Genomic DNA, 13,681 nt, shown 5'->3' on the forward strand with positions numbered 1-13,681 from the left:
GTCTATACCACCATACTTATTTTGCTCAACTTTCATGTTGCGATAATTTTGGGTTATTGAAAGAAAATACAAGAGGCATTTTCATTTCTTTTTTAATCATTTTATTCTTCTCTTTGTGTTAATCAAGAAAATGATTTTTATGATTTCAATATAAAAGGAACAAAAGAATTTGAAATGAGAAAATCCTACGGTGTTTAGATCTCTCACTCGAGTGGAAAAGTAATAAATTATTATAAATCAATATATTATTTTATAAATTTCTCTTCATCTTAAAAAAACTAAAACATAAAGATAATATATGGTAGAAAGTATTTTTTCTTCTCTACCATGATGTTTAACAGCCCATGTGTAAAGGAAGAGGAGCTTATTTCTYAATAATTTTAGCAATTCGACTCTATGAGATATTTTTATCTTTAGATTATTATTTTATCGAGATTTTAAAAAGAAGATCAAAGTGCAACTTTACAATGACGAGTAAAGACAAAAAACGGAAAATTATTGATAACTGAAAAAAATATTATTATTTTTTTCAAAAGGTGTTGACCAAATGAAAAGTCAACCGTATGTTTCCCTCACTTTCTACAAACTAGATAGTCTACAAACTAGATAGCTTGTGTGGGAGCGCGTAGCTCAGCTGGTAGAGCAACTGACTTTTAATCAGTAGGTCCAGGGTTCGAATCCCTGCGCGCTCACCAACTATTCAATAATATCAATAGGCTATAAAAAAGCTTGAATCTTTGTTACATTGATTCTTTTTAGTTTTTTTTGAGTTTTCTAGTTCTTTTTGGAATTTTTTAATTCATTCTATAGATAATCATTTTCTATCGGCTATTTTGATGTAGAGTGTTCTTTTGTCCAATACAAAAGTGCTTTATGTTTGTGATACAATTACATCTGCCTTGATAACACATGTGGCTACCTTTGTTCATGGGCTGTTTTTACTCCCCACTTCATTACATGAAAAAAGCTGGTAAAATCATCATAGTTATTTACAGTTTGGATTTATTCACAGCTTATATTATAAGATGATTTTCATTAACTTATTGATTTATATATATTTTATTTTTTTGCATTTTTATATAGTGCATTTATTTCTTATGACAATCATAAAATGGTTAACAATGTGTTAATTTTTTGATAGAAGGAACGAATTCAAGGGTGGTGCATGCGCGAGGGATACATTTAAAAACGTGAATTCTCCTCTCASGTACAAAAAGTGTGACGTGATTTTCACAGCAGTACTTAACAGAATAAGTGGACTGAATAGATGCCTTCAAATCATAAAAATAGATTTACTTCTATTATCAAATCGACATTTCAATTATTTTCTATGGTCGTTATTTCTCAATCACTGGTATCTTGTTGCGCAAGCGAAACGGCACATTTTTCAATAAAAGATTCCTATCATAATAAACCAATTGACGTAAATACTTCTGTTTTACCGAAACAAATTTCCAATCAGAAAAATCAATCAGAAGAAAAAAAGCGTGGGCGGGCAATTGTTGGTAAACCTTACCAAATAAAAGGGAAGTGGTATTATCCTGAAAATGATCCAACATATAAACGTGTTGGCGAAACATCATGGTATGGTTCAAACTTTCATGGACGATTAACGGCAAACGGTGAAATTTATGACATGAATCTTTTGACTGCTGCTCATCCTACAATGCCTTTACCCAGCTATGCTCGTGTTACTAATTTGAAAAATGGATCTTCGCTCATTGTTAGAGTGAATGATCGCGGACCTTTTATGAAAAACCGTATCATTGATTTATCAAGGCAAGCTGCGGCAATACTTGGTTATGTAGATAAGGGAGTCGCAGATGTTAAAGTAGAATATATTGCTGAAGCGCCCATTGGCTATTATGATGGTGCATATTTAATGGCCTCTTATACTCCTGGAAATGCTGCTTCATATTCATTGGCATCAGAAAACGTTTCGAAAAAAAGAGCAACTGTTTTGGTCAAGGAACGCAATACAGAAAATAAAGAAGAATTAGCTAAAGCAGCTTCTATCTCTCAGGAACAACGCAATAAAACTGTTGCAGTAAAATTACCAGAAATTGGCCCTATCATGGTTGATAAGCCGGTGCCATTCGATCAAGTTGCTTCTATAAATAAGCTCAACAAAAGAACAAAGGTCAATTGGCTACAACTGTTTTAATAAAAAATGCATTGGTTTTTAATCGATATCATTTTCAAATAACAAAGTGATAAAAAAGAGTGGGATTGAGTGTTATTACTAATATTTAGTGCGTCTCTTCAATCCATTGCCAGTCTCTTTTGGGTTCCTATGACAGTGCTTGTTGATAAAGCGTGTATTTTTTCTGCTGTGACAGCTTTTGCCAAATGAAGATAAGCAGATTGTGTATGAGTCTGTTGATTGTAATCTCTAAAAATGGCTATAAAATCTAATTGAGAAAGAATATAAAGTCTAAAAAGCAAAAAAATATTTCCTTTTGATTTGGCTTTGCATCCTTCAAAAGCATCTAAGATAATAATATCTTATGAAAAAATTGCACGTTGTCTCATGCTTTTGTTTATCAATTTCTTAATGAAATAACACCCTTCACGTAAACTAAACACCTCAAACAACATACACTTTTGTATTGCTAGTTCAAACATGCTCATTTTAAAGAGGCACATCTGGCTCTCAAGTCTATTTTAAGAAAGTGTTCGTGAATTGTAGAACTGTAAAGCCATTAGATATGACCCTCTTTGCACGTATGAAGATATAAACCAATACCATCATACATTTTGCAAAGCTCTTATGTTTTGCAATAATCCTTGGTACTTCAGAGATTTATAAAAGTGTTTTGACTCTCTCTTTAATAATCTTAATCTTCACCCCTATACTAACCTTAATTATGAAGAGTAAAAAGTGATTTTAATTGATTTAACAAAGGGGAGATGATGAGAGCATCTTACAGCATTTTGATCATCTTCGAGTTTAAAAAATGATCATTTATCATAAATAAATCAACGTAGTACCAATAAAAAAGATAAAAAGTATATCATTTTACTTTTGTTCAAGTTGAATGAAAATGAAATTTTTTCTTGAGTTGTCAATAATCCCTTAATTTGCGGAAATAAAAAAGTTTTTTCCTATATAATGATTCTTTATGCTGATCTTTGGATGGGAGGAGTGGCTATGTATACAGTATTCAGGATCTTATTGACCTTATGGGGAATATTGGCATTTAATACGTGTGGGAGAGCACAGAATTTTCAAACTCCTGCCTCACAAGTGTTGTTACTCGATGATGATACAGAGACAATACTTTATGAAAAACAAAGTGATCTTCCTTTTTTCCCTGCTTCATTAGCAAAATTGATGACGGCGGAAGTTGTCTTTCATCAATTAAAAGAAGGATTGTTAAAGAATACCCAAAAATTCAAGGTCAGTGAAAATGCTTGGCGCAAGGGTGGGGCACCTTCTGGTACAACCACTATGTTTGCAAAAATAAAGACAGAAATCAGTATTTCTGATCTTTTGCGGGGTTTAATTATTGTCAATGGAAATGATGCTGCTATTATTCTGGCTGAAGGAATATCAGGAGATGAGGCCCATTTTGCACAGCTGATGAATCAGCGCGCTAAAATCATTGGATTATCTCAGAGCCATTTTGTTAATGCGACAGGGCTTCCCGAAGAGGGACAGTTTGTAACCGTACGTGATATGATTATATTAGCGCGTCATATTACTCAGGAATATCCAGATTATTATACACTTTATCGTGAGCCTCATTTTACGTGGAATAATATTTTTCAACGAAATAAAAACCCTCTTATTTCTAAGGAAATTGGTGTAGAGGGATTTGGTTTTGGCTACAGCGAAAAAGAAGGATTTTCAATGGTTGCCACCATTTATAAAAATCATCAGCGTCTTTTTTTAGCAATCAATGGTTTGAAAGATGGTAAAAAACATACAAAGGAAATAGAACGCATTCTTCAATGGGGAATAACGGCTTTTGATCTCAAAACGATTTTTAAAAAAGGAGAAACGGTTGGTCGTGCTTTTGTTTACGGTGGGAAGAAAAATTTTGTTCCACTTATTGTTAAAAAACCGATAACTTTTATGCTTTCAAATGAAAAAGAAGTCAATATTACAGCAAAAATTAAATATCATGGTCCATTGAAAGCTCCCATTGTTTCAGGGCAAGCTATTGGCATTATTCAAATTTTAGAAGATAAAAAGGTTCTTGTGGAAAAGCCAGTTTTTGCCGGCGAGAATGTTCAGGAAGGAAGTTTCTTTACAAAAGTAAAAGATGCATTCTATGAAATAACAATTGGATGGTTACGGAAATATTTATAGTTACGCGCTAGTAAGGTGAAGGTTTATACATGTCAGGTTATTTTATAACATTCGAAGGAGGGGACGGGGTAGGAAAAACGGTGCAGATTTCTTTACTTGCTGAATATCTTTCTCATCAAGGGTATGATGTCGTTACAACACGAGAACCAGGAGGAACGGCAGGGGCAGAAGCAATCCGGCATATTTTGTTGTCGGGGCAGGCACAACAATATGGACCATTGATTGAAGCTGTTTTGTTTACAGCCGCGCGCACCGATCATGTTGGCGAGATTATCGCACCTTCTTTGCAAAAAGGTAAAATCGTTTTATGTGACCGCTTTATTGATTCTACACGCGTTTATCAAGGACTCAATGAGACAGTCAATTCTTCTCTTCTTTCTGTTTTAGAGTGTGTTGCGCTCAATGGTATCATGCCTCATTTAACATTTTTATTAGATATGCCAGCAGCGTGTGGTATAAAGCGTGCAAATTTGCGAAGAAAAAAAATAGAAGAAATCGATTATTTTGAAAAAGATCAGTTGGAAATTCAAGAACAAAGGCGTCAAGCTTTTCTTCAATTGGCCAAACAAGAGCCACAGAGGTTTCGAGTCATTGATGCGACTGGCTCAGTGGAAGTTATTGCGCATCAAATAAAAAATATTTGTCATCAGATATTGTTGGATCAGTTTTCATGAATGATGTAATAAATATCTTACGCCAATATGATGATATTGATACAATTCTATCTCCGTCCCAGAATAATGTTATTTTTGGTCATGAGGATGTTCGTCACTTTTTGACACAAATGCTTAAAGAAGAGCGTTTGCATCATGCTTTATTATTTGAAGGAGAATATGGAATTGGAAAGGCGACATTAGCGTTTCATCTTGCTTGGAATATTTTAAGTTCTCAAAAGGAAAATTTCCTAAAACCGGATCTTCATTCTATTCCATGGCGCCAAATTACACAGGGCAGTCATCCTGGTCTTTTGTATATTTCACGTCGATTTGATGCAAAAATACAAAAGTTTAAAACAGGAATACTCATTGATGATATCCGTGATATTATGCATTTTTTAAGCCGAACATCGCAAGATAATGGATGGCGTATTGTCATTATTGATTCTGCTGATGATATGAATAGAAATGCCTCCAATGCAATTCTTAAAATACTTGAAGAACCCCCAGCAAAGGTGCTCTTTATTATTATCGCGCATTCTACAGGAAAATTGCTTCCAACAATTCATTCACGGTGTCAAAAAATTTCTTTTCGACCATTGAGTCATGATGAAATGAAAAAAGTCATTACACATATTTTCACCAATCAGGATTTACCTGATGAAAAAACGATTGAAATGATTATTAAAAAATCCAACGGAAGCCCTCGAAAAGCTGCTTTACTTATTCGCCATGGCGGTCTTGAAATTATTAAAACGATTGATGCTCTTCTAAAACAACCTATTTGTAACGCAACGATTGTACACACGCTTGCACAAACATTTTCATCTGTTTCTTCCCCATTCCAATTTCAACAATTTTGTGATGAAATTCTTGATAAAATTCAACAAAAAGCTATCACGCTCGTTGAAAAAGGAAATTTATTTCTCTCAAAAAAATATGCGCAAAAATGGCAGGAAATTCATCAAGAAATAGAGGAAATACAACTGTTTAATCTCGATAAGAAGCAGTTTATTATTAACTTACTTTTTAGGGTTCATCAGATCATTCATGAGGATTAGTTTTTCCGTGACAATGTGATGAACAAGCGTTATGTCATTATATCTTTTATTTATATTATAGCGTTTTACAACGAGTATGACATGCGTGACACATATTACATAACAACTCCCATTTTTTATCCTAATGGTAATCCGCATATTGGGCATGCCTATAGTGCCATTGCAAGCGATGTTTTAGCCCGCTTTCAACGATTAAACGGAAAAAATGTATTTTTTCTTTCTGGTACAGATGAGCATGGTCTAAAGATGCAACAAACCGCAGCAACATTGGGCATGACACCACAGCAACTTGCAGATCGTAATAGTGCTGTGTTTCAAAAAATGCTTGCGGTATTAAATTGTTCTAATGATGATTTTATCCGTACGACAGAAGAGCGCCATTATCAAGCTTGTCAAAAAATTTGGAAAAAGATGGAAGAAAATGGCGATATTTATCTCGGCCGTTATAAGGGGTGGTATTCAGTTCGCCAAGAAGCCTATTACGAAGAGAAGGATACGGAAGTTGGACCAGATAATATCCGTCGCGAGAAGGAATTAGGTTCTCCCGTTGAATGGAATGAAGAAGAAAGTTATTTTTTTAAACTTTCTCGTTATGAAAAGGCGCTTCTTGAACATTATGAGAAACATCCTGATTTTATTGCGCCTCTCGAGCGGCGTAATGAAATTATAAGTTTTATCAAATCGGGTTTAAAAGATATTTCTATTTCACGGGCAAGCTTTAATTGGGGAATTTCTGTTCCTGATAATCCAAAACACGTGATGTATGTATGGGTTGATGCACTTACAAATTATCTATCAGCAATTGATTTTTTTAATAAAAATTCAAAAAAACGTGATTTTTGGCCTGCAAATACGCATATCATTGGTAAGGATATTATTCGTTTTCATGCCGTCTATTGGCCGGCATTTTTAATGTCTGCTGGGATTGCATTGCCTAAAAATATTTTTGCACATGGTTTTTTACTTAATCGTGGTGCAAAAATGTCAAAATCTATTGGAAATGTCGTTGATCCTTTTGAAATGGTTGATCATTATGGTCTTGATCAGGTTCGTTATTTTCTTCTCCGTGAAGTGCCCTTTGGACAAGATGGTAGTTATAACCATGAAAACCTTGTAAACCGTATTAATGCCGATCTTGCTAATGATCTGGGTAATTTAGCACAGCGCTCTTTGTCTATGATTGCCAAAAATTGTGATGCAAAAGTCCCTAGACCTGCTGCATTTTTAGTTCAAGATAAACAGCTTTTAGAACAATCTCTTCACTTGCTTGAAACTGTACACCAAGCAATGTCTTCTCATAGTATGCATTTAGCCCTTTCAGCTATTTTTTCAATTGTAGCAGATGCTAATCGCTATTTTGCCAACGAACAACCTTGGAGTTTACGTAAAAATGATCGAGAGCGATTTTCTACAGTTCTTTATATAACTGTAGAAATCTTGCGACGAATAGGAATTATGCTTTTGCCTTTCATTCCCCAATCAGCAGCAAAACTTCTTGATAGCCTTGCGGTTGCCGAAGCTGATCGGTCGTTGTATCATATAAGCCATGCAAAAATTCAAGAAGGAATTGATCTTCCACCACCAGAACCGATTTTTCCCCGTTATGTCTTAAAGAAAGAAGATTCTCATCATGCTCATTGATACACATTGTCATCTTGATTTTGAAGATTTTTCACAAGATTTGGATAATGTTATCCAACGGGCTTTAGATGCTGACGTTAAACGTATGATCACAATTTCAACCCATGTTCGTAAGTTAGATAAGCTGTTAGCCATTGTGCAAAGCTATAATCAAGTCTTTTGTTCCGTTGGAACACACCCTAATCATGCGCATGAAGAACAAAATATTACAGCGGAAGAACTTATAAAGCTCTCAAAGCACCCAAAAATTGTTGCGTTTGGGGAAGGGGGGCTTGATTACCATTATGATTATTCTACACCAGAAGAGCAAAAGAAGATTTTTCAAGAACATATCATTGCTTCTCGAGAAACGCAGATTCCCCTTGTTATACATTCACGCAATGCAGATATCGATATGGAGAACATCTTACGCGAACAGATAAAAGAAGGGGATTTTCCCTTTATTCTTCATTGTTATTCGTCTGGAATGCAGCTTGCTCGTGCTGGCATTGAACTTGGTGGTTATATTTCTTTTTCAGGTATCCTTACTTTTAAAAACGCATTTGAAATCCGTGAAATAGCAAAAATTGTGCCTCATGAGCAGTTGCTGGTGGAAACAGATGCACCATTTTTAGCCCCCATTCCTCATCGGGGAAAAACCAATGAGCCATCTTTTGTATGTTATACAGCAGCTATTTTAGCTGAAACAATCGGCTTAAGCATTGAAGAAACAGCTCAAATAACAACGCGTAATGCTTTTTGTTTATTTAACAAAATGAAATAAGGCAAAAGCTATGTGTGATCAGTACCGATTTACAATATTAGGCTGTGGTCCCTCTCCAGGCGTTCCACGCCCCAATGGCGATTGGGGAACATGTGATCCGAATAATCCTAAAAATAAACGTTACAGAAGTTCTTTATTAGTTGAACGCATTAAACAATCAGGAAAAAAAACAACGGTTGTTATTGATACAGGTCCAGATTTTCGCTCTCAAATGATCGATGCGCGTGTAAGCCATCTTGATGCTGCCCTTTATACGCATTCTCATGCAGATCATATCCACGGTATTGATGATTTACGCAGCTATGCCCTTGCACAAAAATGTTTAATAGATATCTATGCAGACAGGTTTACATTAAAGCATCTCAAAAATGCTTTTGGATATTGTTTTCAAACACTAAAAGATTCCTCTTATTCACCCATCTTAAAAGAGCATCTTATCGATGAAGATAGCCAATTTATTATTCAGGGGCAGGGTGGAGCAATAAGCGTCAATACGCATTTACAGTACCATGGAAATATTCATTCCTTAGGTTTTCGCATTGGGAATGTTGCCTATTGTACAGATGTTAGTGAATTTCCTGAAAAAACATTACCCAAATTAATGGATTTGGATGTTCTTATCATTGAAGCTCTTCAGTTTAAATCTCATCCGAGTCATTTTTCTGTTGATCAAGCATTACAATGGATAGAATATTTAAAGCCAAAACAAGCCATACTTACACATATGGACAGATCGCTAGATTACGATGAAGTTGTCAATTACGTTCCAGCTTATGTAAAACCTGCACATCAGGGGCTTATTTTTGAAACAGAAGCATAAGCTTATCAACGCAATATTTAAGTTAAATAAAAACGATTTTTAGAGATTATCCTTTATTTTGTCTTAATTATTACTTTTTTATGTCAAAAATGAGTTTTTTATGTATACGATTTTTAAGTGGGCTGTATGTATTGTGGCTTTAGCAGTTTCCTTGACAGCATGTGGGGGGGCGTTTAGAAAAAAATATTTCAACGACAACATTACATGATGGAACAATGAGTTGTGCTGATATTCAGCGGGAGTTTTTAGCTAATAAACGTCAGATTAATGATACAATTGCAGAGCGCTCTAGAGCAAGAAACAAAAACGTAGCTTTAGTAGCAGCAACTGTTGTATTTGTACCTGCTTTGTTTTTTATGGATGTAAAATCAAGCGAAAGTAATGAAATTGCAGCTTTAAATAATCGTAATATTGTTTTTAGTGATCTTGCGCGAAAGATCAATTAAACAGCTATTTTTCCAAATCTTCCATGAATTTTTGGTGAGAATGTATATTTTAAAGTAGAGTTTGTGGTGTTCCATTCGGGTTAGGAGATTTTATTTTCTGTATCAGATTATCGCATAATATATATTATGGAACTTTTATGCGAAAGATGCATTTTATAGCATCAGCACTTTGGAAAATAAAAGCTATACCATCGTTTTTTATTTTTTACTCTTTTAAAAAAAGAATTATAATTTGTAGGATCACAAAGACCAAAAATAATATTCCATAAAATAATGGTACAAATGGCAGATAAATAAAATAGGAATAATAGATTGTTATTATTTCGATCAATGCTGCACTACACCATAAAATAATGCCCCATAGTGAATACATCCAAAGTCCAATCAAGGCAATAGGATAGAGGATAGCCAATATCGCTGATGCAAATTGCCACTGCCAAGGCATAAGGTCAAAACGCCATAAAATACCTGGAAAGACACCAACAAGGCGTATCCAATAAAAAATACTCAGGCTCAAGCAAATAAGCGCCAAAAATCGTAAATAACAGTTATAAATTAAGTTGATTTTTGAAATCCATTTGGGTGAATTATTTTTCACAATAATAACTCTTGTTCAACAGGTTGGAAATAAGCTTCTACCATTTCATCTGTTACATTTGAAAGTTTATCTGGCTGCCATTGAGGTATTTTGTCCTTATCGATTAACATAGCACGTATCCCTTCATGAAAATCATGTGAATTAATCATATGATGTGCGATGCGGTTTTCAATTTTCATACAATCTTCCAAGGTTCGAGGTGTATTTTGTTTCATTTGTTTCCAGATAACTTTTAAACTTATTGGAGAACGTGATTGCAAAATATCATAACATTCTTGAGCAAATAAAATACCTTCATTACTTTTTTTATGAAGCAATTCAAGGCATTCTTCTAATGTCTGGGCACTAAAACAAGTGTTAATAATACAACGTGTTTTATAATTCGTTTCATAGTCTTTTGTAATTTCGTACTCGTTTAAAGCTAAAGTAGGATCTCCTTTCTCAATAATCACTTTTCTAATCATATCAAACTCAACTTCAGGAACGGCATGTGTTGCTAATCCTAAATTTAAACAATCTCCCCATTTTATATGTGCACTGGTCAATGCAAGATAAATGCCAAAATGATTTGGAAGAGATGGTAAGAAAAAACCTGCACCAACATCTGGAAAAAATCCAATTGCAGCTTCTGGCATAGCAAAAACTGTATTTTCTGTAACAATTCGATGGGAACCATACAGAGAAATTCCTACCCCTCCTCCCATCCAAATACCGTTTAAGAAAGAAATGTAAGGCTTTGAAAAACTTTTGATATAAGCATTTAAACTATATTCATCTCTAAAATATTGATAAGCAGAGGCACTTTTTCCCATATGATAGATTTCTACAACATCTCCACCAGCACAGAAAGCACGTCCCTCCCCTTCAATTAAGACACAAGAAACATCATTATCTATTTCCCATGTCTTGAGAGCTTTTTTTAAAGCGGAGACCATTCTTTGATTAAGTGCGTTTAATGCTAAAGGGCGTGAGAGTTTTATAATACCAGCACACCCTTCTTTCGTAAAAGAAATATCATTACTTGCTCCAAAATCAACTTCCATCTCAACCCTTCTAAAATAAATACTCTATTGTTTTTTTATGTTTTTTACTCCAAACTGAGGAAATATTTGCATGATCGCACCAATACAATATATATAAATTCCTGTTATTGAAATTCCTATTTTAATCCAATACGGAGCCTCTAATCGATAAAAGAAAGCTGCAACACCAAAAAAACACCATAAGAGAAAAATTGGCAAATTAACTTTCCGCAAACGAAGAACTCTTACAGGATGGATGAAATAAATTGGCAAGAAAGATATAATAGCCGATAAAACAATGATGATAAAAATAATCCACTCCTCTGGTCTTACGACAAAAAGTGTAAAAACCATCATATTCCAAACAACAGGAAATCCTTTAAAAAAGTTTTCTTTGGTTTTCATACCAGTATCGGCGTAATAAATAGCCGATGAAATAACAATAATTGCACTCAATGAAAACGATAACCCTACCCCCATAAAACCACTTTGATAGAGGGCAAAAGCAGGAATTAAAACATAAGTTACGTAATCAATAATATTATCTAACAGCTCTCCAGACCATGTTGGAAGCACGTATTTGACATCAAGTTTGCGTGCAATTGGTCCATCTATACCATCAACGAGAAGTGCAAGCCCAAGCCAACAGAACATAGCGGTCCATTCTTTTTGAGAAGCCGATATAAGAGAAAGAAACGCTAAAAATGATCCCGAAGCTGTTAGTAAATGAACAGAAAAAGCTTTTGCTTGTGGCATTGTTACTTTTTTATGGCGTAATAATTTAGCATTTGTTTTGATTTTTTTTGTTAGTTTACGTTTCAAGGTTTTGTTATCCTCGTTTTTAAAGTCTTTATCCATCTATCAATACGCCATTTTTACCTATGATATGACTCAACATAAAAAAAATCATAAAAAGGTTACTTTTTTATATCGCATTATTTATTACATAATATAATAGAAGAGCTTCATACAATAAAAAGAGAGCAATCATTTGGAAATGTTAAAATATTTGCTCATTGAGGAAAGGCTCAACGCGTTGTGATACTTGAAAAGAAAGAATATAAAGCTATTACTGTTATTGGTGCAGGTCCTGTCGGGATGTTAGCCGCATTAAGGCTTGCGCATAAGGGATTTTCTGTTTTTCTTGTTGGTCCCCCTGCTCATACAGATGAGTTACGGACAACAGCTCTTATGATGCCTGCAATACGCACGCTTCAAAAACTTAATATTTGGAATAGTCTTCAAAGAAAGGCTGCTGCTTTATCGTGCATAAGAATTATAGATATAACTTCTAGGATTGTGCGTGCTCCTACGGTGCATTTTTCTTCTGCTGAAATTGGTGAAAAAGCTTTTGGCTATAATATACCCAATGTAGAATTGAACAATGCTTTAGTTGATGCTGTTATGCATACGCCCAATATTAAAAGATTTATTTCTGAAGCTAAATCTTTTCATCACACAAAAAGCCATGTATCTATTACTCTTTCTGATGATAGAGTCATTCAAGCACCCCTTGTTATTGCTGCTGATGGACGTCACTCTCTTACGCGTGCGGCAGCAGGTATAACTATCAAACAGTGGAGCTATCCACAAAAAGCGCTTGTTCTCAACTTTTCTCATGATTTTTCTCATCAAAATACATCAACTGAATTTCATACAGAACATGGTCCATTTACACAGGTTCCGCTACCAGGGCGAAGATCTAGTCTTGTATGGGTTGTTCATCTTTCTCGTGCTGAGGAATTATTGAATATAGAATCAAAAGCAATTGCAAAAATAATCGAAAACAAAATGCAATCAATGCTTGGAACGCTAACCTTAGAAACATCAATTCAAGCATGGACACTTTCGGGACTTCTCGCTCATCATTTTGCTGCGAATCGAACGATTTTAGTGGGGGAAGCTGCTCATGTTTTTCCACCTATTGGGGCACAGGGATTAAATTTAGGATTCCGTGATGTTCAAACTTTGATTGATATTTTACCCAATAAAATATCCGATTTTAACTCTGCAATGATTGTTACACAATATAACCAATACCGCAAACCAGATATACTAATCCGCAGTGGAGCTGTTCATACCCTCAACTCTGCTTTACTTTCTCATATGTTGCCTGTTCATATTATACGCAGTATTGGGCTTGGTCTATTACATAATTGCTCGCCATTACGTAATTTATTTATGCGCGAAGGGATGTATCCCGGTTACGGCTTCAAGGAAATGATACAAATATCTCCAATCAAATCGTCTAAACAACTCTATTGAGAAATAAGGGATAATAACGAAAAATAAATGCTAATTTTGTATCTAACGTACTCATGAAAAATAAAAAAATAGTAACAAGTACACAACCAATAAG

The 13,681-nt window shown here is 34.6% G+C and carries 12 protein-coding genes, 1 tRNA gene and 1 pseudogene; 10 read left to right on the forward strand and 4 right to left on the reverse strand.

Translation table 11 applies throughout. The features are described 5' to 3' along the window. Positions 1–619 precede the first annotated feature (619 nt). Positions 620–695: transfer RNA gene (locus tag HWX04_RS06885), tRNA-Lys, on the forward strand. 572 nt (positions 696–1,267) lie between these two features. Continuing rightward, positions 1,268–2,164: a septal ring lytic transglycosylase RlpA family protein gene (locus HWX04_RS06890; RefSeq protein ID WP_175869414.1), complete on the forward strand. Its 897-nt coding sequence runs from the start codon at positions 1,268–1,270 to the stop codon at positions 2,162–2,164. Between the two features lie 98 nt (positions 2,165–2,262). Here HWX04_RS06890 and HWX04_RS06895 read toward each other — a convergent pair whose 3' ends face one another. Next, entirely contained in the window at positions 2,263–2,445 is a 183-nt protein-coding gene (locus tag HWX04_RS06895; RefSeq protein WP_175869415.1) for a hypothetical protein, read from the reverse strand. Positions 2,446–3,151: 706 nt separating this feature from the next. Between HWX04_RS06895 and HWX04_RS06900 the strand changes: the two genes are divergently transcribed. The 7 genes and pseudogenes from HWX04_RS06900 to HWX04_RS06930 all read left to right on the forward strand — a co-directional run bounded on the left by HWX04_RS06900 (position 3,152) and on the right by HWX04_RS06930 (position 9,702). After that, the gene (locus HWX04_RS06900; protein ID WP_175869416.1) at positions 3,152–4,315 is read left to right on the forward strand and encodes a D-alanyl-D-alanine carboxypeptidase family protein; all 1,164 of its coding nucleotides are present in this window, start codon (positions 3,152–3,154) and stop codon (positions 4,313–4,315) included. 29 nt (positions 4,316–4,344) lie between these two features. Further along, positions 4,345–4,989, forward strand: a complete 645-nt coding sequence (gene tmk, locus HWX04_RS06905) for a dTMP kinase (RefSeq protein ID WP_175869417.1) — start codon at positions 4,345–4,347, stop codon at positions 4,987–4,989. Further along, positions 4,986–6,032: a DNA polymerase III subunit delta' gene (locus tag HWX04_RS06910; RefSeq protein WP_175869418.1), complete on the forward strand. Its 1,047-nt coding sequence runs from the start codon at positions 4,986–4,988 to the stop codon at positions 6,030–6,032. The genes tmk and HWX04_RS06910 overlap by 4 nt, the downstream gene beginning before the upstream one ends. An 81-nt stretch (positions 6,033–6,113) precedes the next feature. After that, positions 6,114–7,673: a methionine--tRNA ligase gene (gene metG, locus HWX04_RS06915; RefSeq protein WP_175869419.1), complete on the forward strand. Its 1,560-nt coding sequence runs from the start codon at positions 6,114–6,116 to the stop codon at positions 7,671–7,673. After that, positions 7,663–8,436 (forward strand): TatD family hydrolase, encoded by a 774-nt coding sequence (locus HWX04_RS06920; RefSeq protein ID WP_175869420.1) that lies wholly within the window; start codon positions 7,663–7,665, stop codon positions 8,434–8,436. The genes metG and HWX04_RS06920 overlap by 11 nt, the downstream gene beginning before the upstream one ends. Before the next feature lie 10 nt (positions 8,437–8,446). After that, complete coding sequence (locus HWX04_RS06925; protein ID WP_175869421.1) at positions 8,447–9,256, forward strand: MBL fold metallo-hydrolase; 810 nt, start codon at positions 8,447–8,449, stop codon at positions 9,254–9,256. A 100-nt stretch (positions 9,257–9,356) separates the two neighbouring features. Continuing rightward, a pseudogene (locus HWX04_RS06930) lies at positions 9,357–9,702 on the forward strand (hypothetical protein). A gap of 205 nt (positions 9,703–9,907) precedes the next feature. Here the strand turns inward: HWX04_RS06930 and HWX04_RS06935 are convergent. The 3 genes from HWX04_RS06935 to pcsA are packed head-to-tail and all read right to left on the reverse strand — an operon-like array spanning position 9,908 to position 12,180. Next, positions 9,908–10,300, reverse strand: a complete 393-nt coding sequence (locus HWX04_RS06935) for a DUF6163 family protein (protein WP_175869422.1) — start codon at positions 10,298–10,300, stop codon at positions 9,908–9,910. Then, positions 10,297–11,343, reverse strand: a complete 1,047-nt coding sequence (locus tag HWX04_RS06940; protein ID WP_175869423.1) for an enoyl-CoA hydratase/isomerase family protein — start codon at positions 11,341–11,343, stop codon at positions 10,297–10,299. The genes HWX04_RS06935 and HWX04_RS06940 overlap by 4 nt, the downstream gene beginning before the upstream one ends. Before the next feature lie 24 nt (positions 11,344–11,367). Beyond that, complete coding sequence (gene pcsA, locus HWX04_RS06945; RefSeq protein WP_175869424.1) at positions 11,368–12,180, reverse strand: phosphatidylcholine synthase; 813 nt, start codon at positions 12,178–12,180, stop codon at positions 11,368–11,370. Between the two features lie 180 nt (positions 12,181–12,360). Here pcsA and HWX04_RS06950 point away from each other — a divergent pair, with 180 nt between their 5' ends. Then, a complete protein-coding gene (locus tag HWX04_RS06950; protein WP_175869425.1) occupies positions 12,361–13,587 on the forward strand; it encodes a UbiH/UbiF family hydroxylase in 1,227 nt (408 codons plus the stop codon). Positions 13,588–13,681: the final 94 nt, after the last annotated feature.

Source organism: Bartonella gabonensis (assembly GCF_903679515.1).
Classification (GTDB): Bacteria; Pseudomonadota; Alphaproteobacteria; order Rhizobiales; family Rhizobiaceae; genus Bartonella; species Bartonella gabonensis.